This window comes from Nocardia rhizosphaerae (genome assembly GCF_042650365.1).
In the GTDB taxonomy this organism is placed as follows: Bacteria; Actinomycetota; Actinomycetes; order Mycobacteriales; family Mycobacteriaceae; genus Nocardia; species Nocardia rhizosphaerae.
The window spans coordinates 389,798-412,450 of the sequence record NZ_JBHSBA010000005.1 but is presented as its reverse complement, the minus strand read 5'-3'; the positions used below and the strand labels follow the sequence as shown (position 1 = coordinate 412,450).

The 22,653-nt window shown below is 69.4% G+C and carries 25 protein-coding genes; 12 read left to right on the top strand and 13 right to left on the bottom strand.

Annotation, left to right across the window (positions count from 1 at the left end; translation table 11 throughout):
- Positions 1 to 86: 86 nt before the first annotated feature.
- Entirely contained in the window at positions 87 to 554 is a 468-nt protein-coding gene (locus ACFOW8_RS11640; RefSeq protein ID WP_378549881.1) for a VOC family protein, read from the bottom strand.
- Positions 555 to 573: 19 nt separating this feature from the next.
- Entirely contained in the window at positions 574 to 894 is a 321-nt protein-coding gene (locus tag ACFOW8_RS11635) for a hypothetical protein (RefSeq protein WP_378549878.1), read from the bottom strand.
- 187 nt (positions 895 to 1,081) lie between these two features.
- Here ACFOW8_RS11635 and ACFOW8_RS11630 point away from each other — a divergent pair, with 187 nt between their 5' ends.
- Positions 1,082 to 2,029: an alpha/beta fold hydrolase gene (locus ACFOW8_RS11630; protein ID WP_378549875.1), complete on the top strand. Its 948-nt coding sequence runs from the start codon at positions 1,082 to 1,084 to the stop codon at positions 2,027 to 2,029.
- A 165-nt stretch (positions 2,030 to 2,194) separates the two neighbouring features.
- On the opposite strand, the gene ACFOW8_RS11625 is transcribed toward ACFOW8_RS11630, so the two are convergent.
- Positions 2,195 to 2,806, bottom strand: a complete 612-nt coding sequence (locus ACFOW8_RS11625) for a class I SAM-dependent methyltransferase (protein ID WP_378549872.1) — start codon at positions 2,804 to 2,806, stop codon at positions 2,195 to 2,197.
- Positions 2,807 to 2,899: 93 nt separating this feature from the next.
- Between ACFOW8_RS11625 and ACFOW8_RS11620 the strand changes: the two genes are divergently transcribed.
- On the top strand, positions 2,900 to 3,649 hold the full coding sequence (locus tag ACFOW8_RS11620) for a DoxX family membrane protein (RefSeq protein WP_378549869.1): 750 nt from the start codon (positions 2,900 to 2,902) through the stop codon (positions 3,647 to 3,649).
- 628 nt (positions 3,650 to 4,277) lie between these two features.
- Positions 4,278 to 4,559 (top strand): hypothetical protein, encoded by a 282-nt coding sequence (locus ACFOW8_RS11615; RefSeq protein ID WP_378549866.1) that lies wholly within the window; start codon positions 4,278 to 4,280, stop codon positions 4,557 to 4,559.
- 3 nt (positions 4,560 to 4,562) lie between these two features.
- On the opposite strand, the gene ACFOW8_RS11610 is transcribed toward ACFOW8_RS11615, so the two are convergent.
- Positions 4,563 to 4,886 (bottom strand): hypothetical protein, encoded by a 324-nt coding sequence (locus ACFOW8_RS11610; protein WP_378549864.1) that lies wholly within the window; start codon positions 4,884 to 4,886, stop codon positions 4,563 to 4,565.
- Positions 4,887 to 4,905: 19 nt separating this feature from the next.
- Positions 4,906 to 5,391: a MarR family winged helix-turn-helix transcriptional regulator gene (locus ACFOW8_RS11605; RefSeq protein WP_378549861.1), complete on the bottom strand. Its 486-nt coding sequence runs from the start codon at positions 5,389 to 5,391 to the stop codon at positions 4,906 to 4,908.
- 74 nt (positions 5,392 to 5,465) lie between these two features.
- Between ACFOW8_RS11605 and ACFOW8_RS11600 the strand changes: the two genes are divergently transcribed.
- A complete protein-coding gene (locus ACFOW8_RS11600; protein WP_378549858.1) occupies positions 5,466 to 6,890 on the top strand; it encodes an MFS transporter in 1,425 nt (474 codons plus the stop codon).
- On the opposite strand, the gene ACFOW8_RS11595 is transcribed toward ACFOW8_RS11600, so the two are convergent.
- The gene (locus tag ACFOW8_RS11595; RefSeq protein WP_378549856.1) at positions 6,887 to 7,615 is read right to left on the bottom strand and encodes a helix-turn-helix domain-containing protein; all 729 of its coding nucleotides are present in this window, start codon (positions 7,613 to 7,615) and stop codon (positions 6,887 to 6,889) included. The two genes, ACFOW8_RS11600 and ACFOW8_RS11595, sit on opposite strands and share 4 nt — an antisense overlap.
- Before the next feature lie 39 nt (positions 7,616 to 7,654).
- A complete protein-coding gene (locus tag ACFOW8_RS11590; RefSeq protein ID WP_378549853.1) occupies positions 7,655 to 8,389 on the bottom strand; it encodes a helix-turn-helix domain-containing protein in 735 nt (244 codons plus the stop codon).
- Between the two features lie 420 nt (positions 8,390 to 8,809).
- Between ACFOW8_RS11590 and ACFOW8_RS11585 the strand changes: the two genes are divergently transcribed.
- The 3 genes from ACFOW8_RS11585 (at position 8,810) to ACFOW8_RS11575 (ending at position 11,603) form a co-directional block, all read left to right on the top strand.
- The gene (locus ACFOW8_RS11585; protein ID WP_378549850.1) at positions 8,810 to 9,394 is read left to right on the top strand and encodes a CHAP domain-containing protein; all 585 of its coding nucleotides are present in this window, start codon (positions 8,810 to 8,812) and stop codon (positions 9,392 to 9,394) included.
- A 185-nt stretch (positions 9,395 to 9,579) separates the two neighbouring features.
- Positions 9,580 to 10,728: a hypothetical protein gene (locus tag ACFOW8_RS11580; RefSeq protein ID WP_378549848.1), complete on the top strand. Its 1,149-nt coding sequence runs from the start codon at positions 9,580 to 9,582 to the stop codon at positions 10,726 to 10,728.
- Positions 10,729 to 10,892: 164 nt separating this feature from the next.
- Positions 10,893 to 11,603 carry a DUF1906 domain-containing protein gene (locus ACFOW8_RS11575; RefSeq protein WP_378549846.1) on the top strand — a complete coding sequence of 237 codons (711 nt, stop codon included), beginning with the start codon at positions 10,893 to 10,895 and terminating at the stop codon, positions 11,601 to 11,603.
- 4 nt (positions 11,604 to 11,607) lie between these two features.
- Here the strand turns inward: ACFOW8_RS11575 and ACFOW8_RS11570 are convergent, their stop codons facing one another.
- Both ACFOW8_RS11570 and ACFOW8_RS11565 read right to left on the bottom strand, forming a co-directional pair.
- Positions 11,608 to 11,967 carry a hypothetical protein gene (locus ACFOW8_RS11570; protein WP_378549844.1) on the bottom strand — a complete coding sequence of 120 codons (360 nt, stop codon included), beginning with the start codon at positions 11,965 to 11,967 and terminating at the stop codon, positions 11,608 to 11,610.
- A gap of 103 nt (positions 11,968 to 12,070) precedes the next feature.
- Entirely contained in the window at positions 12,071 to 12,784 is a 714-nt protein-coding gene (locus ACFOW8_RS11565; protein ID WP_378549841.1) for an Rv1157c family protein, read from the bottom strand.
- A gap of 258 nt (positions 12,785 to 13,042) precedes the next feature.
- On the opposite strand from ACFOW8_RS11565, the gene ACFOW8_RS11560 reads away from it, so the two are divergent.
- Positions 13,043 to 14,371, top strand: a complete 1,329-nt coding sequence (locus tag ACFOW8_RS11560; protein WP_378550720.1) for a mannosyltransferase — start codon at positions 13,043 to 13,045, stop codon at positions 14,369 to 14,371.
- 3 nt (positions 14,372 to 14,374) lie between these two features.
- Here ACFOW8_RS11560 and ACFOW8_RS11555 read toward each other — a convergent pair whose 3' ends face one another.
- Positions 14,375 to 14,671: a 4a-hydroxytetrahydrobiopterin dehydratase gene (locus ACFOW8_RS11555; protein ID WP_378549838.1), complete on the bottom strand. Its 297-nt coding sequence runs from the start codon at positions 14,669 to 14,671 to the stop codon at positions 14,375 to 14,377.
- A 52-nt stretch (positions 14,672 to 14,723) separates the two neighbouring features.
- On the bottom strand, positions 14,724 to 14,900 hold the full coding sequence (locus ACFOW8_RS11550) for a hypothetical protein (protein ID WP_378549835.1): 177 nt from the start codon (positions 14,898 to 14,900) through the stop codon (positions 14,724 to 14,726).
- Positions 14,901 to 15,025: 125 nt separating this feature from the next.
- On the opposite strand from ACFOW8_RS11550, the gene typA reads away from it, so the two are divergent.
- From typA to ACFOW8_RS11530, 4 genes are all read left to right on the top strand, one after another.
- On the top strand, positions 15,026 to 16,930 hold the full coding sequence (typA, locus tag ACFOW8_RS11545) for a translational GTPase TypA (RefSeq protein WP_378549832.1): 1,905 nt from the start codon (positions 15,026 to 15,028) through the stop codon (positions 16,928 to 16,930).
- Between the two features lie 145 nt (positions 16,931 to 17,075).
- Positions 17,076 to 18,803 carry an ABC transporter family substrate-binding protein gene (locus ACFOW8_RS11540; protein WP_378550718.1) on the top strand — a complete coding sequence of 576 codons (1,728 nt, stop codon included), beginning with the start codon at positions 17,076 to 17,078 and terminating at the stop codon, positions 18,801 to 18,803.
- Positions 18,785 to 19,714, top strand: coding sequence for an N-acetyl-1-D-myo-inositol-2-amino-2-deoxy-alpha-D-glucopyranoside deacetylase (mshB, locus tag ACFOW8_RS11535; protein WP_378549829.1), 930 nt, complete (start codon positions 18,785 to 18,787; stop codon positions 19,712 to 19,714). The genes ACFOW8_RS11540 and mshB overlap by 19 nt, the downstream gene beginning before the upstream one ends.
- Before the next feature lie 9 nt (positions 19,715 to 19,723).
- The gene (locus tag ACFOW8_RS11530) at positions 19,724 to 20,164 is read left to right on the top strand and encodes a hypothetical protein (protein WP_378549826.1); all 441 of its coding nucleotides are present in this window, start codon (positions 19,724 to 19,726) and stop codon (positions 20,162 to 20,164) included.
- Between the two features lie 6 nt (positions 20,165 to 20,170).
- Here ACFOW8_RS11530 and ACFOW8_RS11525 read toward each other — a convergent pair whose 3' ends face one another.
- Positions 20,171 to 20,890 carry a TetR/AcrR family transcriptional regulator gene (locus ACFOW8_RS11525; RefSeq protein WP_378549823.1) on the bottom strand — a complete coding sequence of 240 codons (720 nt, stop codon included), beginning with the start codon at positions 20,888 to 20,890 and terminating at the stop codon, positions 20,171 to 20,173.
- A 132-nt stretch (positions 20,891 to 21,022) separates the two neighbouring features.
- Entirely contained in the window at positions 21,023 to 22,594 is a 1,572-nt protein-coding gene (locus ACFOW8_RS11520; protein WP_378550716.1) for a PH domain-containing protein, read from the bottom strand.
- Positions 22,595 to 22,653: the final 59 nt, after the last annotated feature.

Below are 22,653 nucleotides of genomic sequence, written 5' to 3'. Positions count from 1 at the left end.
GGTCGAGGCGGGTTACCTGGCGGCGGTGAGTTGTGGATGGCAGGCAACAACTACGTGTTGGCCGACGGCGATGTCTGGAGTCGGGTTCACCGTGTAGGCGGCGGCGTTTCGGCTGGTCGGTCGAGTTCCTCGGCGAGGCCGAGGAGGATTCCTTCGGGGCCGCGGACGTAGCAGAGGCGGTAGGCGTCTTCGAAGCGAACCACTTCGTCGCTGACCAGTTCGGCGCCGTGCGCGCGGAGGCGGGTCAAGGTGTCGTCGAGGTCGTCGACAGCGAACATGACGCGCAGGTAGCCAAGGGCGTTCACCGGGGCTCGGCGATGATCGGCGATGACAGCCGGTTCGACGAAGCGGGACAGTTCGAGGCGGCTGTGGCCGTCCGGGGTGCGCAGCATGGCGATCTCGACGCGCTGATCGCCGAGGCCGGTGACGCGTCCGGCCCACTCGCCCGCCACGAAGCCTTGGCCTTCGAGCTCGAGCCCGAGCTCGCGGAAGAACTCGATCGTCGCGGCGAGGTCCTCGACGACGATGCCGACATTGTCCATCCTGACGGTCATGGCGCGAGTCTATGGCCTGCTACCACGTCACGAACAGCCACAGGAAGATGCCCGAGGTCGTCACGGTGCCCACGGCCGCCGAGACCAGGGCGATCCTGAGTCTCGGTAGCGTGACCCAGGCGATGGAGACCAAGCCGACCGTCACCGCGGCAGGGACGAGCCAGGTATCCATCAGCCAGGGCAGCATCCAACCCGTGGCGATCTCGAATTCGAGTACCGCGAGCATGGTTGCCCAGGTGACCAGGTAGCCCGCGACGAACCCGAGCACGATCTGCGCGATGCCGACGGCGATCCGAAACCCGTTGCAGCGCTGTAGCCCCGAGGGCTCGGAAGCTTCCATGGTACTGCCGAGAGTAGCTGGTCGAACTGTTTCCGGTGCGCGGGCGGCAGCTCGGTGTCGGGCCCGCCCACCAGGGTGGGGTTTCGCGCACCCTGCGGGGGGCGGGCTCAGCACTCGGGGACCTGATGACTGCTCGCGATTCGGGGCAGAGTTGATCCTGTTACCCGCACGCGGACCGGAGGCACCGATGTCGATCAGCACAATCGCTCACTCGGCGCAGCGCCGGGTCACGGTGTCGACCTCGGACGGGGTGGAGCTGGTGGTGCGGGAGTACGGTGCGCGGCGGGCGGAGTTGACCGTGGTGCTGATTCATGGGCACTGCTTGCGCACCGAGTCGTGGACCGATGTACGCGACGCGCTGCTGCGGGAACACGCGGGCGCCAAGGTGGTCTGCTACGACCACCGTGGGCACGGGGAGTCCGCGGCCGCGCCGCGGCAGACCTACAACCTGGAGCGGCTCGGTCGTGACCTGCACGAGGTGCTCGACGTGGTCGCCCCGACCGGGCCGGTGGTGCTGGTCGGTCATTCGATGGGTGGCATGACGGTGCTGACCTACGTCAGCGGGTACCAGCACGAGGTGGGCACTCGGATCGTCGGTGTCGGGCTGGTCGCGACGGCGGCGAGCGGGCTGGCCGACGCAGGTTTCGGCAGGCTGCTGCGCAACCCGATCATCTCCGTCTTCCAGGCGGCTGTCCGACGCGCGCCGCGGCTGATGCAGCACGCGAAGATGCTGGCCTGCAAGGTCTTCGCGCCCGTGGTGCGCACGGCCGAGTTCGGCGATCGCACGGTCAGCCCGCGGGTGCTCGCGCTGTCCGAGGCGATGCACAACGCGACGTCGATCGTCACGATGGCCAGTTTCCTGAGCGCCTTCAAGGTCTTCGACCGCACCGACGCGCTGCCCGTGCTGTCGCGAATCCCGACGGTGGTCATGTGCGGAACGGCCGATCTGATGACTCCGCCGTCGCATTCGGTCGCGATGGCCGCCGCGATCGACTACGCCGACCTGGTCCTGGTGGACGGCGCCGGGCACTCGGTGATCATGGAGCAGCCAGGAGAGGTCGCCGGTGCCATCGCGCGGCTGGTCACGCGTGCGAGTGCGGTGGACGGCCGGGGTGAACTGGCCTTCGCGGCGTAGAGCGGCAGCCGAATCGGTGATCATCGCCCGAGGCCGGTGCGAGCGCACGGTGGGCGAACGGCCTCGAGTGGGCTGACAGGGTCGGCGACACGGTCTATCGACATCGAGTGGCGCCCCTCGGCCGGGGTGCTGTCGGCGACGAGCTTCGGCCGAGGGCGAGCCAGCCTACTCCGGCTCGCGACCGGCCGCGAGCACGGCGTACGGGCGGACGTCACCGTCACCGGGACGCCGGGCGTACTCGGCGACGGTGAGACCGACCGCGCCGAGCCGTTCGGACAGGCGTGCGACCGGCCAGCGGTAGGCGGCGGTGACCTTGTGCTCGAACTTCTCTTCCCGCTCGTCGCTGTCGAAGAAACCGAGCACCAAACGCCCACCGGGCACGAGCACCCGGCCGAGCTCGGCGAGGACGCCGGATAGTTCGTCCGGGGTGAAGTGGATCAGCGAGAACCAGGCGAGCAGACCACCGACCGAGGCGTTCGGCCGGTCGATGGCGCGGAGCGAACCGACCCGGAATTCGAGGTGGGGATACCGCGACCGCGCGTGGTCGACGAACTCGGGAACGAGGTCGATGCCGGTGGCGCGCACGCCCGCCCGATGCAGGACCTCGGTGAAATGGCCGGGGCCGCAGCCGAGATCCAGGACCGGGCCCGTGGCCTCGGTGAGGTGGCGCAGGACGAAGGCGGTGTCGTCGGGGGCGAGATCGGCGGGCGAGCCGAACAGCTCGATGTAGCGCTGGTTGACAGCGCGGTAGGCCGAGCGGACCGTGGAGTCTGGCACCCGGTCGACCGTAGCCGCTGTTTGCCGGTCCGGGGACCGGGTAGCCGAGAGGGGAGGCCGTTTTCCCAGGTCATGGACGAAAGGGAGCCGACGATGCCGATGAAACCACTCCGCCGGGTCGCCCGCACACTGCTGGCCACCACCTTCGTGGCGGGCGGTGTGAACGGACTGATGAATCCGAAACCACGTGCCGCGGCGGCCGGTGCCTTGGCCGACCAGGGGCGTGAGCGGTTGCCCGACCCGCTGGCCGCGAAGGTCCCGGACGATCCGAGCCGCCTGGTGCGGGTCAACTCTGCGGCGCAGGTCGCAGGCGGACTGTTGCTGCTCAGTGGGCGAGCGCCCCGCCCGGCCGCCGTGGTGCTCGCCGCGACCGTCGTGCCCGGCACATTGACCGAACAGGACTTCTGGGCCGAGAACGATCCCGACCGCAAGGCGGCCAAGCAGGTCGGCTTCCTCAAGGATCTCGGTTTGCTCGGCGGCCTGCTGATCGCCGCCGCCGACACCGAGGGCAAACCGTCGCTCGGCTGGCGTGGTCGGCGCGCGGTGCACTCCCTCGTCGACCGCGGTCCCACCATGGCCGACCAGGTCCGCGACGAGGGCACCGTGCTGCTCGACGGCGCGAAGGGACAGGGCGCGCACCTGGCCGAGCTCGCCAGAGAACGCGGCCCGCAACTCGGCGAAGCGATCCGCGAACACGGCTCCCACCTGGCCGAGCTCGCCCGGCAGCGGGGTGCGCAGCTGGCTGAGGTGGCGAAGGAGCGTGGCCCGCAGGTGGGTGAGGTTGTGCGGGAGCGGGGTGCGCAGCTGGCTGAGGTGGCGAAGGAGCGTGCGGCCCGGAGGTGAGTGAGGATGCCGTGTGGGAGCACGGGGCTCGTCTGGCTGCGGTGGCGAAGGAGCGAGCCTGCGGAGCCACCGGGCTGACACACTGGCGAAGTCGCCAGTGTGTGGGCTCATACGCCTACCGTGCCGGTTGTCCGGCGGCCGTGATGGCACGCGAAGGCCGGTCCGGGTTGCCGAACGTGGACCGCCTGCGACCCTGGACGTGAGTGCGAACCCGACGGTGCAATGCGGGCCGAGGATGTCTGCGGCGGGTGCGAGGCGGGCCGGGGTTCACCCGGGGAACTCCGGCTGGCCTGCGGTGACAGACAGGTGCTGAACACCACGCCCGGTGCGCACCTGGCGATGGCGTGCGGCGAGTTCGGGAGCGCCGAAACTGCCGACAGCCTGCGCGATTCGGCATCGGCGCCGGGATAGTCGGCGGAGCTGCCCCGAGATTCGCGGTCTGTCCGTGCGCCCGCGCACAGCGGAGAATTGAAACGAGTCGGGGTCTGTAACCGAAGTATTCATCGCGAGCACCGCGCCGCACTGCCAATCGGTGCGAATCGGGCTCGTTGGATACCGATGACGTGAATACTGCGTATTCGGAAAGCTTTTCGAGAGTGGGTCAGTGAAGATGTTGCCAGGTCGTGAAATGCCGAAGTCGTATGCGCTGCGTGCCGCGCTGGTCGGGGTGGCGGTGACGATCGGATTGCTCGGCGCGGCGACACCGGCGGCGGCCATGCCCGGATCCGGTTCGGCGACTGGTTCGGCGGAGGTGGCGACGGGCTCGGCCACCGGTTCGGCGCAGCTGTCGACGGGCTCGGCCAGCGGATCCGCCGGTGGGGCGGAGGCGGCCACCACCTATTTCGGCTGGCAGTCTTCCCAGTTCTTCCAGAGGATGATCCAGCTGCTGCTCATGCCGCCTCGCGTGTAGCCGCTATTTCCAGGCTTTTTCCCACTGTTCGGCGGCCCAGTCGCGCACATTCGGGCTGACCACGATGGCGGGCAGCAGCAGCGCGAAGCCGAGCAGCAGTACGGCGAGCCGCACGTAGACGTAGAGCTCGGCGACCGCGTGTACCAGCGCGGGCAGGACGCAGAGCACGGCGAGCACGACGAGGACGATCGCCGCGAGGTTGCGGCCTGGCCCCGCGATCAGCGCCGCGCTGGTGCCGAAGCACAACCCGAGGACGAGCCCGCCGACGCCGACGAAGTAGTTGTCCCAGGCGAGCCGACGCGGGTGAGCGGACCGTTGAGTGACCACGCGGCGCAGCTTAGCGCGCTCAGACCTCGCGGCGCGGCGGTCTCGGCCACGGGTTGTGCTCGATCTCCTCGACCGAACGGTTGAACTTGCCCATCAGCCTGCTCAGCTCGGCGATGTCGTCGGCGTCCCAGTCCGCGACGACGGTGCCGATACCGGCGGCCCGGTGCTTCTGGTCGGCCGCCAGCGCGGCCAGACCGTCGGCGGTCGCGCGGATCTTGCGGGCCACCCCGCCCTCGGGGTCGGGCACCCGTTCCACCAGGCGCTGTTTCAGCATCGCACCGACCTGGCGGTTGATGGTGGAGATGTCGAGCTGGAACGCCTCGGACAGCTCGCGCAGGCTCAGCGGTTCGCTCAGGCCGAGCCTGGTGAGGATGAGGAACGCGGAGCGATCGAGCTGGAAACCGGGGCGGCGGCGGGTGGTGGTGGGGAAGTGGCGCGCGATGAGGTTCAGCTCGAAGACCAGGCGGCTGAACGCGGTGTCGTCGTCGGGACCGGAATCGGACATGCGCCAACTATGTCGGGTCGATCACTCCGAATTCAAATTGTGTACCATGCACATGCTGTGTACGGTGCATAGTTGTGTCCGTTTCCACCGCCGACGTCACGCCGGCCACCCCAGGAGCCCGCGGTGTCACGCCCGCGGTGCTGATCGCGGTACTGAGCACCGTCGGCGTCGTCGTCTCGCTGATGCAGACGCTGGTCATCCCGATCATCCCGGCACTGCCCACTTTGCTGAACACCTCGGCGGCGAACGCCTCGTGGGTGGTGACCGCGACCCTGCTGGCCGGTGCGGTCTCCACCCCTATCTCGGGCAAGCTCGGCGACATGTTCGGCAAGCGGCTGGTTCTGGTCGCCAACCTCGCCTTCATGATCGTCGGCTCGGTGATCTGCGCGAGCTTCTCCTCGTTGCTGCCCGAGATCGTCGGCCGCTCGCTGCAGGGCGCCGCGATCGGCGCGATCCCGCTCGGGATCAGCATCATGCGCGACGAACTGCCCGCGGCGAAGGTCGGCGGCGCGATGGCGGTGATGAGCGCGACCCTCGGCGTCGGCGGCGCTGTCGGTATGCCGTTCGCCGCGGTGATCGCGCAGAACACGGACTGGCACATGCTGTTCTGGACCGCAGCCGGGCTTGGCATCGCGTGCGCGGCACTGGTTTTGGTCTTCGTGCCGGAGTCGCCGGTGCGCACGCCGTCGCGGTTCGACTTCGGCGGGGCGATCGGGCTGTCGATCGCGCTGCTCACGCTGCTGATCGGAATCACCAAAGGTGCCGACTGGGGGTGGGCGAGCCCGGTGATCCTCGGGCTGTTCGCCGCCTCGCTGATCAGTTTCCTGCTGTGGGGTTTCTACGAACTACGGCAGGCCACACCGCTGGTCGATCTGCGCGTCTCGGCGCGGCCGCGGGTGCTGTTCACCAATCTGGCCTCGATCGCGGTCGGCTTCGCGCTCTACGGCATGTCGCTGACCTTCCCGCAGCTGCTGATGGCGCCCATCGAGACCGGTTACGGCTTCGGGCTATCGATGGTGGCCGCCGGTCTGGCGATGGCGCCGGGCGGGCTGGTGATGATGCTGCTGTCGCCGGTGTCGGCGCGGCTGTCGGCGAAGAAGGGGCCCAAGCTGACTCTGATCGTCGGGTCGGCGGTGATCGGCCTCGGCTACCTGTTCGCGCTGGTGCTGATGGACAGTGTCTGGCAGATCGTGGTGGCCGGGGTGATCGTGGCGGGCGGTGTCGGCCTCGCCTACGCCGCCATGCCCGCCCTGATCATGGGCGCCGTGCCGATCACCGAGACCGCAGCCGCCAACGGGCTGAACTCGCTGATGCGTTCGGTCGGCACCTCCACCTCGGCCGCGGTGATGGGTGTGGTGCTCGCGCATATGACGATGCAGCTCGGCCCGCACACGCTGCCATCGCGCGCGGGGTTCCACACCGCGTTCCTCATCGCGATCGCCGGCGCCGTGGCTGCTATCGCGCTCACCCTGTGCATCCCGGCCCGTAAGGCCGACTAGACCTGGGCCGGGGCGTACACCACCAGTGACCACGCCCGGCGCGGGATCAGGGCGGCGCCGAGCGAGTGCACCGTCATCGCGGTCGTCGCACCGGTCCGCGGATCGCGGAAGTGCATCACCGGGTCGTCGATGGTGGTGGGCGCGGCCGGGTCGGTGGTCCAGAACTTTGCCCATTCGGGGGCGCGCGCACAGGTGTCGACGATCTCGTCGATGCGTTGCTCGGTGGCGAGGCCGGGGCCCATGATCCTGAAGCCGTACACGCACATGTGGACCTGCTGTTCCCAGTCGATCAGCGCGATCCTGGCGCGCGGATCGAGCAGCATCCACTCCAGCATCGACATGCCGGTGTCGAGGCCGGGAAACAGCGACCGCCATGCGGCATTGGTGGCGACCACATCGAAGGTCGGATGCATCTGCAGGCTCGCCGGATGGGTGATCCCGTCGAGCAGCACCCTGTCGGCAGGACGCACCAGCGGACCGGCGCCCGGATCGTAGCGGCTGCTGATAGCCAGCGAGATCAGATGGTCGCGCATCACCTCGGGCACGGTCAGCGCGTCGAACAGCGCGGTCAGCGCTTCCAGCGTCGGGGCGCGGGTGCCCTGCTCGATCTTCTGGATGAGACCGGGCGAGATCCCCGCCGCGGCGCTGAGCGCGGCCCTGGTCATGCCCGCCGATTCACGGCGTTCACGCAGGTAGCCGGCGATCGGTGGATTCGGGTTCTGCACGTCGCGATGATCCTCCTTACGGTGGGTGGGGGGCAATGGTCAGGCCGCCGGTTTCGGCACCATGGCGACCAGCGACCAGGTCCGCCGGGGCAACCCGAAATCCAGATTGTGCAGTGCCAGCGCGATCGGCTCGCCGGTGTCGACGTGGCGGACCAGCAGCTCGGGGCTGTCGATGCCGTACGGCGGGGCGGGCTCGGTGGTCCACAGCCGCTCCCACTCCGGTGCGCGGGAGCACGACGCGACGAGCTCGTCGATCCGGGCCTGTGGCACCACGCCGGGGCCGATCACCCGGAAGCTGTAGACGCTGGCATGGATCTGCCGTTCCCATTCCACGACCACCCGACGGGCCGCCGGATCGAGCAGCATCCATTCCAGCAGTGTGGTGCCGGGCAGCAGGCCGGGGAACTGCCGTGCCCACGGGGCGTTGACCGCGAGTACGTCGAAAGTGGGGAACGATTGCAGGCTGGCCGGATACGCGAAGCCGTCGAGCAGCAGTTGTTCGGTCTCCGGGATCGGTACTCGCGGTGGTGCGGGTTTGTCGTAGCGGGGAGCGAGCGACAGCGACACCAGATGATCGCGGAACGGTTCGGGAATCTGCAAGGCGTCGCACAGCGCGGTCAGTGCCTCCAGTGTGGGGGACCGGGTGCCCTGTTCGATCTTCTGGATGAGCCCGGCGGAAATCCCGGCCACCGCGCTGAGGCCGGACCTGGTCAGGCCCAGCGACTCCCGGCGCTCGCGCAGGTAGCGGGCGATCGGCGCATGCGGATCCTCCACGGCACGCTCCTCGGTCACAGCACTGGGACAAATTGGGACAGTCGTCTAGCTTGACCGACAGTAAAGCCTTAGCAAAGATTTTCACAGCCGGGCGGGAGGCCGCGCGGCTGTCGAATCGGTGCGGAAACAGCGCTCGCGAGCCGCTCGTCGTGCCGATCGGGTCGGTGTGTTCCGGAGCGGAGCGTGTTCGATACCACGTCCGCGCCTGTGGTGCGTGGACGTCGCCGGAGGGGACGGCACGCACCTCGAGTGCGCGCCGAGAGCGCGGTAGCGAGCCGACGCCCGGGTGGCGCAGGGGTCTATCCGGTAGTCGTGCTCCCACCCGGCCCGCTCCGGAGCACACTGGTCCCGACATCGGGGAACCAGGCAGGCTTCCGATTCGTCTTAGAAGACAGAAGACGAATCGAAAGCAGGGGGGCGATGACACAGATTCGGACCGCGCGCACCGGCAGACTCGGGCGCTTGGCGCTGGGCATTTCGGGCATTCTCGCGGCGACGGCGGTGGTCGTCGTCGGGTTCGTGTGGTGGCAGCACGACTGGGGCGAGCCGTTCCCCGCGCTGGACACCGAGCGTCTCGACGAGCAGCAGCTGGCCCTGGTCGAGGTGCTGCGCCGCGAATACGAGCGCCCCGGCGACGGACCCAAGTACGCCGAAGGCGTCGAGGAGGCCTGGTGCGCCGATTTCGTCAGCTGGACCATGCGCGAGGCGGGACGACCGCTGGCCAATCCGAATTCCGGGTCGTGGCGCATCCCTGGCGTCTACACGCTGACCGAGTACTACCAGGGCGTCGGCCGGTTCACGCCCGGCGATGTCGGGTACCGGCCCCGGCTCGGCGACGTGGTGCTCTACGGCCCGTCGAGCCCACTCGGCCAGCACACCAATATCGTGCTGAAGGCCGACGGCGACGAGCTCACCACCATCGGCGGCAACGAAATGGGCGCGGTGCGGGTGCGCACCATCCGGTTGTCCGAGACCGCTGATCTGGTCGGATTCGGCCGCTTCTGAAATCGATTGTCGCTCAAGACAACTGATCCAGTCCTGGACGGCGGTACCACGCGGATACCCGTACCATGGGAGGCGGTGGCGCCCGGCAGCGCCCCGGCCGGGTCCCGTCCTGTTTTCCCCTCATCGGCAGGACGGGACGCTGTGCCGAATGAAGCCGGTACCGTCGGTAACGTACCGTGTGCGATGTGCGCGCGAAGGTGACCGAGGAGGCACGGCAGAGCCCGATGTGGATCGAGTACGCCGATTTCGGGGAGCGTTTCGTCACCTACGCGGTCACCGAGCAGCGCATCGCCACGGCGGTCGCCGGTATGACCGGACGTGGCGTGCAGATCGGGCCGTTCTCGCTCGGTCCCGCCGGACTGGCCGGATTCGTCGCCGAGGGCACCCTCGGTACCCCGGTGGTCACCCGCAACCCCGGTGACGCGCTCGCCTTCGAGGTGCGGATTCCGCTCACCCTGGCGGTGAAGCTCACGCTCGGTGGCCGCAAACTGAGGCTGGCCGCGGTGGTCGAGATCGGGTTGACGCTGCACGCCCGCACCGCCGAACCGCTGCTGGTGGTGATCGATGTGGCCCCGGTGACCGCGAAGGACGTGAGCTTCACGCTGCGCGCCGAGGCCATCGACACCGCGTGGGAGATGCTGCTCGACCCGATCGCCGGGCTGGTGCAGCGTGAGGTGGCCAACCGGGTCAACGCCATCGTCGGCGACCCGAAGGTGCGCTCCGCGCGCGTCTTCGACATCGAGGCGATCCTGGACGGCTACCGTTCGCCGCACCGCAACGACTCCGTCTTCGAGTGGATCGACTTCCGCGAGTTCGGGCTGCGGTTCTTCACCCGGATCGTCACCGCCGACCGGGTACGCGAGGTGGTCGGGCAGATGGCGGGTAGCCAGATCGCGATCGGTCCGCTCGCCGAGGGCCCGCGCGGCGCGGCCAAGGTGACCGTGCGCGGCGCCATCGAAGAGCCGGTTGTCACCGATCGTGGCATGGGTGCGGCCGGGGCGCCGAGGGTGTTCGACATGGTTCTGCCGGTCGGGCTCGACATCACCGTCGACGTGCTCAAGGCCAATCACTACCGCGCCGACCTGCGGATTCCGCTGGTACTCACCGCCAGGGCGGCCGAGCCGCTGCAGATCGTGATCGAGGTGCCGCCGCCTGCGCTCGAGGACATCTCCCTGGAATTCACGGCCAAGGGCCTGCGCGCGGCGACGCTGGCGAAGCTGGCCGGGATCAGGAGACAGGTGATGGCGCAGGTTGTCGCCGTGGTCAGTACGGAGCTCGCCGACCCGACCGGCCGCACCATCGACGTCGGCGCGGCGATCGACGGCGCCACCTGAGACCCTGTGTGACTGCTGGGGCCGATGTGATGATTGGTTCTGGCGGTTCTCCTGTGGTTGTGGTGCAATGAGTGAACGTTCGAGGCTCCCGGCGCGCGGGATTCGGGGAAGGCGCGCCGGGCACGCTGCCGGTTGAAGGTCGGGTTGCGCGAAGGAGTCCTGCGATGCGTTCTGTTCCGGTGACCAGGCGCGAATTCTTCGGATTCGCCGCCGCGGCGGCCACGGTCGGGCTCGGGTTGTCCGCCGCACCCGCCGCCGCCACCTCCTTCGGGACCCTGGTCGACTACTCGGCGGGTGTCCCGGCACCCGCCGCGATCAAAGCAGCGGGTCATATCGGGGTGATCAGGTACGTCTCCGATCGCCGCCCCGGCGCCGAGTGGATGCTCGGCAAGCCGCTGCGGGCGGCAGAGGCCGACGAGCTGTGGGCACACGGTCTGTCGATCGTGTCGAACTACCAGTTCGGCAAGGGCCCGACGGCCGACTGGCGGGGCGGACTGGAAGGCGGAAAGCAGCACGCCGAACGCGGCTGGGAACTGCACAAGGCGGCCGGCGGGCCCGATACGGCCCCGATCTACGCCTCCATCGACGACAATCCGAGCGAGCAGGAGTTCGACGAGCTCATCGCGCCCTACATCCGTGGTTGGGAGTCGGTGCTCGGCCCGGATCTCGTCGGCATCTACGCCAATACCCCGACCATCGACCGCGCCGTCGCCGCCGGCCTCGGTTCCTGGTTCTGGCAGCACGATTGGGGCACACCGGAGGGCTATGTGCACTCCGGTGCGCACCTGCATCAGTTCGAGATCGACGAGCGCGCCATCGACGGCATCGGGGTCGACCTCAACCGGGCACTGACCGAGGACTACGGCCAGTGGTGACGGGCTAGGTCTGGCAGTGGCAGGTCGTCGCGACGCGCAGCTCCGGCTCGTCGTCCGGGACGACCCGCAGATTCGGCCTGCCCTCCGGCTCGGCGCACACGCCGCGCCACGACAGCAGGGACCAGCGTGACAGGCCGGACAGCGCCGACCCGAGGCTCGCGAACGAGCCGGAGGAGATCAGCGAACCGAACGACCCGACCGAGCCGATCGACAGCACCGAGCCCACGCTGCCGATCGAGAGCACGGAGTAGGCCGAGCCGATCGACAGAATCGAGCCCTCGGACCGATAGGACAGGATGGACCGACCCGAGTGCCTGCTCCGGATCGACCGACTGTCCCGGCGTGAAACTCCTGTGGTCGCCATGGTTCTCGGTCTACCACATCGCGGTGCCGGCGGGAACCCGTCTCGACGACAAGAGCCCGGTCCATGCCCTCGTGGGCCGGACCGGGCTCGAATCGGCGATGTTCTAGACGGTGAAGAAGCCGAGGGTCGGCAGGAAGTTGCAGGTGCGCGGGGCGGCGCCCTCGGCCTGCGTGGTCAACGAACCCGAGACCACGGCGACGACCCGGCCGTGACCGGTGTCGGCGATGGCCGAGAGGGTGGCCGGACCGCCCGGGTTGATCTTGGCTTCGTCGGTCAGCGTCTGCACCGCCGAGCGGCGGGTATCGAGGTTGAGCCACTGCACCGTCATCGGCGGGTTCTGTTCGGCGGTCGGTGCTTTGGTGCCGAGCGCGGTGAACACGAAACCGGCCTGACCGGCGGCGGGTCCGGGCGGGGGCAGTTGCGCGGGCCCTGGAACGGCCAGCGCGGTCCCGACCGAGTCGGCACCGTCGCCGATGCAGCCCTTGCCGATGGTCGGGTAGAGGAACTGGGCGATGACCGGGCCGTCCTCCGGGATGTCGGGGCCACCGCCGCCGCTGCCGTCGAGGAAGGCGATGATCCGCTCCAGCGTGGCCTTGATGGCGGGCGGCAGGTTCAGGGTGGCCAGCAGCGCGCGCGCCTGATCGAGCAGCGCGGTCTGCGGACTCGCGATGTCGGCGTGGCCGGCGATCAGGCCGGTGACGGCAGGGGCGAAGGCAGCGAGCGCGTCGACGGGGACGCCCTCCGGCACCATCGGCACGCTGATCGGCGCGGCCTGCGGCGCGGGCGCGGCGACGGTCGACGCGGGCGCGATGAGCATGGCGCTTGCCGCAATGGCGAAGGCGGTCGTTGCGATCCGCGATCCTCGGCTACGAAGCACTTGTCCAGCCGTCCTTACCTCGGTGTGCCAATGGGGCGAGGGTGTCGAGAGCCCTGCGATGTCGGGGTCACTCTAAGGACATCGTCGCCGTGTTGTACAGCCGCCCGGCCCGTAGCGGGGAACTCCCGCGCGAGCCGTGTTCATCGACGCTAGCCCGCACCGGTGTTACAGCTGGGGATGTTGATGCAAATGTTACCGATGGTGTCGCGCGTCGCCCGGCAACCCGCGCGCGCGGGCGCGGGCGTCCGCACAGCTAAGGTGATCGAAGTACGCGACGTCAACCACGAGACCGAAAGTCCGGCATTGAACCGACACCTCCGCTGGGCGCTGGCGCTGCTCGGATTGTCCGTGCTGGCCAGGCTGGGCTGGATGCTGTTCGCCGAGAACGGGCTCAATGTCGTCGACCTGCACGTCTACGTCGACGGTTCGGCGTCGCTGCTCACCGATCGGCTCTACGACTTCACCTACGCGGAGAAGACGCCGGACTTCCCGCTGCCGTTCACCTACCCGCCGTTCGCGGCGCTGGTCTTCTTCCCGCTGCACTATCTGCCGTTTCCCGCGGTGGCGGTGGGCTGGATGCTGGCCACCGTCGCCGCGCTCTACGGCGTGATCAGGATCAGTTTCGAACTGCTGCTCGGCTCCGAGCGGGCCGAGCGCACGCCGTGGATCACCGCGGCCGTCGGCTGGACAGCGCTCGGGATCTGGCTGGAGCCGGTACGCACCACCATCGACTACGGCCAGGTCAACGTGTTCCTGGTCTTCGGGGCGATGCTGGCGGTGCGCAGCGCGCGCTGGTGGATCTCGGGCACGCTGGTCGGCGTGATCGCGGGCATCAAGCTGACCCCCGCGATCACCGGCCTCTACTTCGTCGCTCGCCGCCGCTGGGCGACGGTGCTGTGGTCGGCGGCGGCGTTCGGGCTGACGGTGGCGGTGAGCTTTCTCATCAATGCCGGCGAGGCGAAGCGCTACTTCGGCACGCTGCTCGGTGACGCCGACCGGATCGGGCCGGTGGGTTCGGTCTGGAACCAGTCGCTGCGCGGCGCGCTGAGCCGGATCCTCGGCTACGACGTGCAATCGGGGCCGTGGTGGATCGCGGCCGTCGGGCTGACGGCGGTGCTCGCGTTCCTGGCTTGGCGCACGCTCGGTCCCGGCGACCGGCTCGGCACCCTGGTCCTGGTGCAGTTGTTCGGCCTGATGATCTCGCCCATCTCCTGGTCGCATCACTGGGTCTGGCTGATCCCGACGGTGCTGTGGCTGCTCTACGGGCCGCTGCGGGCCGAGCGCATCGCGCGGCTGATCGCGGGCTTCTGGGTGCTGACGATGCTGGTCGGCGTGCCGTGGGTGCTGTCGTTCGCGCAGCCGACGATCTGGACGATCCCGCGGCCGTGGCCGCTGGCCTGGCTCGGCGCGGTCGACGTGCTCGGGGTGTTCTTCCTGCTCGGCTGGCTGGTCTGGCGCGGACGCGAGACCCTGCGTGCCCAGGCGCGCGGCCTCGTCGGCGGGCGCGATGTCGAGGTCGCGGCCTGAGCCTCAGGCGAGGATCGTGTCGATGTGATGCGCCATCGCCGTGTCCAGCGCGGTGAGTCCACCCGCCGAATGCGTGCTGAGCGTGAATCGCACGGTGCGCCAGCGGATATCGATGTCGGGATGGTGGTCGGCCTCCTCGGCGGCGTGCGCGACCTTGCGGACGAGTTCGATGCCGTCGAGGAACGAGGGCGCCTCGACCGTGCGGGTGATGGCGTCTCCGTCGCGCGACCATTCCGGCAGCGTGGCCAGCGCGATGGTGATCTCGGGGTCGGCGAGCAGTGCCGGTTTTCCAGTACCCATACCTCGGTTCTACGCCGCGGGCGCGCAGCCCGCATCGCCCGTCGTCGACGCGTTATGCGGCGCGCGCCCGTTTCAATGCTTTATTGAGATCTTTGCCGCACACTCCGGCGGCTTCGGCCTTCTTCATCCGCATGATCACGACGGGGCATTTGAAGCACCGCGTCTTCTTTCTGCAGCACTTTTTCTTCGGCTTCAGGCTGGACACCTTCTTCGCCTTCACCTTGCCCATAGCAAGTTAGCGTAGCCTAAGTACAAAGCCTGACACGTACGTGCCACCGCGATACCGGTAGGGTGTAACAGGCCGCGATGCCAGTTGAATGCGCGCCAATACACCAACAGCAGGAGGATTGAGGCGTGTCGTCTACACGCGATTTTCGCAACGTCGCCATCGTGGCCCACGTCGACCACGGCAAGACGACGCTGGTCGACGCCATGCTTCGTCAGTCGGGCGCGTTCGCCGAGCGTGCCGAGCTGGTCGACCGGGTGATGGACTCCGGTGACCTGGAGCGCGAGAAGGGCATCACCATTCTCGCCAAGAACACCGCGGTGCATCGGCACCATCCCGACGGTTCCGTCACCGTCATCAACGTGATCGACACCCCCGGCCACGCCGACTTCGGTGGCGAGGTCGAGCGCGGCCTGTCCATGGTCGACGGTGTCGTGCTGCTGGTCGACGCGTCCGAGGGCCCGCTGCCGCAGACCCGGTTCGTGCTGCGCAAGGCGCTCTCGGCCAAGCTGCCGGTGATCCTGGTCGTCAACAAGACCGACCGCCCGGACGCGCGCATCGAAGAGGTCGTCGAGGAATCGCACGACCTGCTGCTCGACCTGGCGTCGGATCTCGACGACGAGGCCGCCGAAGCCGCCGAGCTGGCACTGGACCTGCCGGTCCTCTACGCCTCCGGCCGCGAGGGCAAGGCCTCCAAGGAGCGCCCCGAGAACGGTCAGGCGCCCGACGCCGAGAACCTCGACGCCCTGTTCGACGTGCTGCTCAACAACATCCCGGCGCCCAAGGGCAACCCGGAGGCGCCGCTGCAGGCCCACGTCACCAACCTCGACGCCTCGGCGTTCCTCGGCAGGCTCGCCCTGGTCCGCATCCACAACGGCGAGCTGCGCAAGGGCCAGAACGTCACCTGGATCAACGCCGACGGCGCCAAGCAGGTCAAGATCACCGAGCTGCTGCAGACCATCGGTGTCGAGCGGCAGCCCGGTGAGGTCGCCGTCGCCGGTGACATCGTGGCCATCGCCGGTATCCCGGACATCATGATCGGCGACACCCTCGCCGATATCGACAACCCGGTCGCGCTGCCGCGCATCTCCGTCGACGAGCCCGCCATTTCGGTGGTCATCGGCACCAACACCTCGCCGCTGGTCGGCCGGGTGCAGGGCCACAAGCTGACCGCCCGCATGGTGAAGTCGCGCCTGGACTCCGAGCTGATCGGCAACGTGTCGCTGCGGGTGCTCGACATCGGCCGCCCCGACGCCTGGGAGGTGCAGGGCCGCGGCGAGCTGGCGCTGGCCATCCTGGTCGAGCAGATGCGCCGCGAGGGCTTCGAGCTCACCGTCGGCAAGCCGCAGGTGGTCACCAAGACCGTCGACGGCAAGGTGCACGAGCCCTTCGAAGAGCTCACCATCGACTGCCCCGACGAATACCTGGGCGCGATCACCCAGCTGCTGGCCGCCCGCAAGGGCAAGATGGTGCAGATGAGCAACCACGCCGCCGGCTGGGTGCGCATGGAGTTCATCGTCCCCTCGCGTGGCCTGATCGGCTTCCGCACGGTGTTCCTCACCGAGACCCGCGGCACCGGCATCGCCAACGCCGTCTCGCACGGCTACGCGCCGTGGGCCGGTGAGATCCGCGCCCGCCACACCGGTTCGCTGGTGTCGGACCGCGCTGGCTCGGTCACCCCGTTCGCGATGATCCAGCTGGCCGACCGCGGTCAGTTCTTCGTCGAGCCGGGCGCCGACACCTACGAGGGCATGGTCGTCGGCATCAACCCGCGCGCCGAGGATCTCGACATCAACGTCACCCGCGAGAAGAAGCTGACCAATATGCGCAGCGCGACCGCCGACGTGATGGAGACCCTGGCCAAGCCGCTGGCCCTGGATCTCGAACTGGCCATGGAGTTCTGCGCCGCCGACGAGTGCGTCGAGGTCACCCCCGAGGTGGTCCGCGTGCGCAAGGTGGTGCTCGGCGCGAACGAGCGTGCCCGCGAGCTGTCCCGCCGCAAGGCGCGCGACCGCGCGGTGAGCAACTCTTGATCGAGTGCTCCAGGAGTGGGACGGTGCTTCGGTACCGTCCCACTGTCGTTTCCACGGAGTCCGGTGCCGGGCTCCGCAAAGATGGGCGAGGTAGGGTGCCAGAGTGAGCTCGGGGGTCAGACGCGCGACGTGGCGCGTGGCGGTGATGGCGATGACGGCCTCGGTGGCGGTGATCGCCGGCTGCACCGCGAATCCGCCCCCGCCGATCGAGAGCACCGATTCGCCCAAGACCACCCAGGCCAAACCAGGCAAGAACACCGTGGTGGTGGCGATCGACGACATCGGGATCGGGTTCAATCCGCATCTGCGCTCGGACCAGTCGCCCGCGACCAACGCGGTGAGTTCGATGGTGCTGCCGAGCCCGTTCCGGCCGGTGCCCAATCCGGCGCTGCCCGGCGTGGTCGACCGGGTGCCCGATACCGCGCTGATCGAATCGGCGGAGGTGACCGCCGAGCAGCCGTTCACCATCACCTACACCCTGCGCAATCAGGCCAATTGGTCCGACGGCGCACCGATCGCCGCCGAGGACTTCCGGTTCCTGTGGCAGCAGATGACCACGCAGCCCGGGGTGATCGACCCGGCGGGCTACCGGCTGATCACCGATGTGGCGTCCTCCGACGGCGGCAAGACGGTCACCGTGACGCTGCGCCAGCCGTATCCGGCCTGGCGGGAACTGTTCGCGAATCTGCTGCCATCGCATCTGGTGAAGGATTCGCCGGGTGGGTTCACCAGCGGCCTGGTCGACCGGATTCCGGTGTCGGGCGGCAGCTTCACGATCAAATCGGTGGATCGCGGCCGCGACGAGATCCTGCTCGAACGCAACGACCGCTTCTGGGGTACCCCGGCCGCGCCGGATCAGATCCTGTTGCGCCGCGGCGGCACCGCCTCGCAGCTGGCCGAATCGCTGCGCTCCGGTGACGCGCAGATGGCGCTGGTGCACGGCGGCGTCGCGACCCAGGCGCAGCTGGCCGCGATCCCCTCGGTGCGGACCACGATCATGCCGCAGGCGCGTGAACTGCAACTGGCGCTCAACGGCCGCTCCGGCGATCTGACCGACCCGAGGGTGCGCAAGGCAGTGCTCGCGCTGCTCGACCCCGCGCTGCTCGCCACGGTCGGCGCGCAGACCGGCGGCTGGGTGGAACCCGCGCTCGCTCAGGTGCTTCCGCCGTCGAGTCCGGGGTATGTGCCGACCGCGCCGCCGCGCCTGCCCGCCGACGACGCCTTCGCCCTGCTCGCCGAGGCCGGTTTCGGCCGCGCGCCCGAGGAGCCCGCGACCGGCTCGCCGACCTCGCCGGCACCGCAGCCTCGGTCGGTCGCTCGTGCGGGCAAGGGCCTGTCGGTGCGGATCGGCGCGGTCGCCGACGACGCGACCGCGCTGGCCGTCGCCAATACCGCGGCCGACCAATTGCGCAGTGCCGGTATCGATGCCACGGTGCGCGGACTGCCCGCCGACGAGCTCTACGGCACCGAGCTCACCGAATCGCGGATCGACGCCATCGTCGGCTGGGAGCTGGCCGGTGACGATCCGGCCACCGTGCTCGCCTCCCGCTACGGCTGTCCACCGCCGGAACTGCCCGACGCCGAGGACGCCGTGGCCGCTGCCGCCGAGGCGTATCGCCAGGCGCCCAGCAATATCGGCGGCGTGTGCGATCCAGGCCTGCAACCCTCGATCGACGAGGCGTTGCGCGGGATCGACGTGCCCCGCGTGCTGGCCGAGGCCGAACCGCGGCTGTGGGAGCTGGCCACCGTGCTGCCGATCATGCAGGACAATGTGGTCGCGGCGGCGGGGCCGCGCGTCGACGGTGTCTCGCTGTCGGGCACCATCCAGGTCGGTGTCTTCGCCGACTCGGCGCAATGGCGGAGGATTCCGTGACGCGACACGGCGGGCTGCTGCTGGTGCACGCCCACCCCGACGACGAAACCCTCACCACCGGCGGCACCATCGCGCACTACCGCCGTCGTGGAGTTCCGGTGACCGTGGTGACCTGCACGCTCGGCGAGGAAGGTGAGGTGATCGGCGACCGCTGGGCCGGGCTGATCGCCGCCGGCGCCGACCAGCTGGGCGGTTACCGCATCGCCGAACTCACCGCCGCGCTGGCCGCCTTGGACGCGGGCGAGCCGCATTTCCTCGGCGGCGCGGGCCGCTGGCGTGACTCGGGGATGGCAGGCACGCCGTCGGCCGAAAATCCACGGGCCTTCGTGAATTCTGGTGCCGCCGCGGTCGATGCCCTCGTCGCGGTGCTGCTGGAGCGACGCCCCGAGGTGGTGGTGACCTACGATCCGCGCGGCGGCTACGGGCATCCGGACCACATCCGCGCGCACGAGATCACCACCGAAGCCGTGGCGGCCGCCGCCGAACAGGGCTGGGATGTGCCCAAGTTCTACTGGACCGTCACCGACGGCGACCTGCTGCGCCAGCACACCGCCGCGCTGGCCCGACGCACCGTCGACGGGCTGCCCGGCGCGCTGCCCGCGGGGTGGCGGTTGCCCGCCGAGCCGGAACTGGCGGCCATGTCGACCGGCGGGGTCACCACCGTGGTCGATGTCTCCGACGTGCTCACCGCCAAGCGCGCCGCGATGCGCGCGCACGCCACCCAGATCACCGTGGCGCCCAGCGGCCGGGAGTTCGCGCTGTCCAACAACATCGCGTTGCCGGTGCTGCCGGAGGAACACTTCACCCTGGTGCGCGGCACGCGAGGCCACGTCGGCCCGGACGGATTCGAACACGATCTGTTCGCCGGGCTCGGCCCCAGCCGGGCGGGTGGGTCCGGCGCGGCCGAATAGACTCGCCGCATGGTGACCGACTCCGATCAGCCCGCGCCGACCGCCGCCCTACCGAAACCGGTGCTGCGGGCCGGGTTCGAGCCGGTCGTCACGAGCCTGATCGTGCTGCTGTTGCTGGTCGACGCGCTCATCACGCTGGTGTTCGAGGTGATGTTCCTGCCGCTCTATCTCGGTGCGCTCGCGCTGCCGGTGTCGGCGTTGCTCGCGGCGCCGATCAATGTCGCCCTCGTCCGCGGCATGGCGACGGTGACCGACCGGCTGGCGTTCATGTTCGCCCCGATCGTGGTGTGGGTCTTCGGTTTTCTGGTGTGCGCCACCCGCGGTCCCGGTGGCGACGTGCTGCTCGGCGGCGACGGGCGCACGCTGCTGTTGCTCGCCTGCGGCGTGCTCGCCCCGGCGGGCTACCTCTACTTTCGCGCCAATTCCGCCGGGGTGGCGCGGCCGTACTGAGGCCGATCAGCCACGGCGGGTCTGCGCACCGTCGAGGATCAGGTCGATGGCCTGGCTGAAGGGTTCGAGTACCCCGTTCGCGGCTTCGGCCACCACCTGCGGCCGCTGCGAGACATAGCGGCGGTGCAGCCGCGGGTAGGCGATCGACGCGGCGGCGCTGATGGTCATGACCTGCTCGGCCCACTGATCGGCGGGCAGACCGCTGCGCGCGACCGTTGTCACCATGGCGGCCTCGTTGGCCGAGGAGCCGACGATGAACCGCAACAGCGTAGTGGTGGTGACGTCGACGAGCGCGTCGGCGAAGCCGCCCGCCTCCACGATGGCCAGCATGGTGTCGGTCAGCCGCATCATGTTCGGGCCGAGGTAATGGAGCGCCGCGTTGCCGAACACGATGGTGATCCACGGATGCGCCAGCAGTGTCGCGCGGATTCCGTCGGCGTGTTCGTGTACCTGTGCGCGCCAGCGCGCCGGATCGGGTTCGGGGTTCGGCACCTCGCCCATCACCTGGTCGACGGCCAGTTCGAGCAGTTCGTCCTTGTTCGCCACGTGGGTGTAGAGCGAGGTCGCGCCCGCCCCGAGCCGGGCACCGAGCTTGCGCATGCTCAGCGCGTCGAAGCCTTCCGCGTCGAGCAGGGCGATCGCCTCGGCCACGATCTGGTCCCGGCTCAGCGCTGGCTGGTCGCGTCGTTCGCGTACGGGCCTGGTCCACACCGATGCGATTTCCATCCGGTGCCTCCCTCCGGTGACGTGTCCGCCCAGCATAACTCCCGCCTGAACAGTGTTCGGTGACCGAACAGTGTTCCGCGCGCCGCCGGATCCGGCGAACACCCGCTCGCGGTCGGTTCCTCGGCGGTCCGGTCAGCGGCTGCCTTGGAGGCCGGGGGAGACGGCCTCGATCATGGCGACCGCCTGCTCGTACGGGATGTCGTCCACCAGGTAGGCCTTCTTGCCCGCGGCGGTCGCCGCGACGACCGAGGCCAGCCCGGCTCGCCGCTGCCAGAACGTGCGGCGAATGGTCCAGCCGATGATGCCCGGCGATTCCAGGCAGTCGCGATTGCGGTCGAGGCTGCCGCGCCGGGTGATCAGCCAGGTCGGCCCGGTGCTGCCGGGCAGCACCCGATGGCCGAGACTGCGATACCGGTCCTCGGCCAGCGCCGCCATGACCACGGCGAACACCAGGGGAATCGACCACAGCCACACCGGAAGCGGTCCGGCGAGCACCGCGAGCACGACCATCGCCACGACCACCGCGCTCACCGGCCACGCGGCCTTGGTGTAGCGCCGCCGATGCGCGGCCGAGCCGTGCCGGACGAGTGGGATCGTGCCGAGGGTCGCGCCGGTGATCGCCGGGGCCTGCTCCCTGCGACGAACGCCGTCGCCGAACTCGTCCGTCGGTCGCGGCTCGTCGAAGTGGCCCGCTGGGTGTTCGCCGGGTGCGGTGCCCGGTCGCTTGCGGGTGCGCAGCAGTTCGTCGAGGGTGCGTTCGACGGCGGTGCGTGGCGCCTGGGGCAGGATCTTCTGGCGCGGGTTCTCCCCGGTCATGATCATTTCCAGCTGCGCGGCCCGCGCGGCGCGCAGCAGCAGCGGATCATTGAGCGTCGCGCCGCGGAAACGGGCCAGGTCGAGCGTGATCTGCCGGGTGGTGAACAGGCCGTGGCGCAGGTGCAGGGTGGCGCCGTTGTCGAGCACCCGCAGGCCGTACCAGGTGGCGAGGTACTGGGCGCACGCGGCCAGGCTCACCAGCACCACCGAGAACAGTGCGAGCCCGGCGATCACGATCGCCACCACTGGGACGCTGTCGTCGCCGAGGTGCCGCACCGGCGCCGAGTCCGACACCACATCGATCAGCCCGTACTGGGCGCCGAGGCCGGCGATCGGCGCGATCACCGCGAGCCCGGTGAGCGACAGCGGCGCGTAGCGCACCCACGCGGCGCGCCAGTGCCCGATCTCGCGTCCCGACGCGGCGGCGGCGTCGGGCCGCGGAACCCGGTCAGCCGCTGCGGGAGTGGGCGTGCCAGGTGCGATCTGCCCGGTGTGGGAGAGCAGTTCGGCGCGCAGGGCGGGAATCCGGCTGGTTTCGAGCGCGTCGAGCTTGAAGCCCTCCCCCTTCTCGGCCTGGGCGCCGGTGCCGATCTCCAGCACCGCGAGGCCGAGCACCCGGTGCAGCAGATCGGCTTCCACGTCCACCGAGCGGATGCGTGGCCGGGGAACCGAGAGGGTCTTTCGCGCGATGAGCCCGGTGCGCAACCGCACGTGATCGGCATCGATCCGGTACGAAGTGGTGAACCAGCGGGCCATCCCGGCCCCGGCGACCAGCACGATCGGGATCAGGCCCCACAGCGGGTTGCCGCTGGTGGTGCCGAGGATGACCGAACCGAGCAGCACCGGAATGTATTTCACGATCTCGGTCACCGGATACACCAGCAGCATCCGCGGATCGAGCCGCAGCCATTCGTCCTCGGTGGTCACGGGTGCGCTCACCGTCGTGC

Excerpts from the sequence above, each read along its gene's own strand:
- ACFOW8_RS11550 (WP_378549835.1), bottom strand. The coding sequence starts at position 14,900 with ATGGGCAAGGTGAAGGCGAAGAAGGTGTCCAGCCTGAAGCCGAAGAAA.
- ACFOW8_RS11635 (WP_378549878.1), bottom strand. The coding sequence starts at position 894 with ATGGAAGCTTCCGAGCCCTCGGGGCTACAGCGCTGCAACGGGTTTCGG.
- ACFOW8_RS11620 (WP_378549869.1), top strand. The coding sequence starts at position 2,900 with ATGCCGATGAAACCACTCCGCCGGGTCGCCCGCACACTGCTGGCCACC.
- ACFOW8_RS11540 (WP_378550718.1), top strand. The coding sequence starts at position 17,076 with ATGGCGATGACGGCCTCGGTGGCGGTGATCGCCGGCTGCACCGCGAAT.
- ACFOW8_RS11565 (WP_378549841.1), bottom strand. The coding sequence starts at position 12,784 with ATGCTCATCGCGCCCGCGTCGACCGTCGCCGCGCCCGCGCCGCAGGCC.
- ACFOW8_RS11615 (WP_378549866.1), top strand. The coding sequence starts at position 4,278 with ATGCCGAAGTCGTATGCGCTGCGTGCCGCGCTGGTCGGGGTGGCGGTG.
- ACFOW8_RS11575 (WP_378549846.1), top strand. The coding sequence starts at position 10,893 with ATGCGTTCTGTTCCGGTGACCAGGCGCGAATTCTTCGGATTCGCCGCC.
- ACFOW8_RS11585 (WP_378549850.1), top strand. The coding sequence starts at position 8,810 with ATGACACAGATTCGGACCGCGCGCACCGGCAGACTCGGGCGCTTGGCG.
- ACFOW8_RS11530 (WP_378549826.1), top strand. The coding sequence starts at position 19,724 with ATGGTGACCGACTCCGATCAGCCCGCGCCGACCGCCGCCCTACCGAAA.
- ACFOW8_RS11555 (WP_378549838.1), bottom strand. The coding sequence starts at position 14,671 with ATGGGTACTGGAAAACCGGCACTGCTCGCCGACCCCGAGATCACCATC.
- ACFOW8_RS11605 (WP_378549861.1), bottom strand. The coding sequence starts at position 5,391 with ATGTCCGATTCCGGTCCCGACGACGACACCGCGTTCAGCCGCCTGGTC.
- ACFOW8_RS11525 (WP_378549823.1), bottom strand. The coding sequence starts at position 20,890 with ATGGAAATCGCATCGGTGTGGACCAGGCCCGTACGCGAACGACGCGAC.
- mshB (WP_378549829.1), top strand. The coding sequence starts at position 18,785 with ATGGCGGAGGATTCCGTGACGCGACACGGCGGGCTGCTGCTGGTGCAC.
- ACFOW8_RS11570 (WP_378549844.1), bottom strand. The coding sequence starts at position 11,967 with ATGGCGACCACAGGAGTTTCACGCCGGGACAGTCGGTCGATCCGGAGC.
- ACFOW8_RS11640 (WP_378549881.1), bottom strand. The coding sequence starts at position 554 with ATGACCGTCAGGATGGACAATGTCGGCATCGTCGTCGAGGACCTCGCC.
- ACFOW8_RS11560 (WP_378550720.1), top strand. The coding sequence starts at position 13,043 with ATGGTGTCGCGCGTCGCCCGGCAACCCGCGCGCGCGGGCGCGGGCGTC.
- ACFOW8_RS11630 (WP_378549875.1), top strand. The coding sequence starts at position 1,082 with ATGTCGATCAGCACAATCGCTCACTCGGCGCAGCGCCGGGTCACGGTG.
- ACFOW8_RS11520 (WP_378550716.1), bottom strand. The coding sequence starts at position 22,594 with ATGCTGCTGGTGTATCCGGTGACCGAGATCGTGAAATACATTCCGGTG.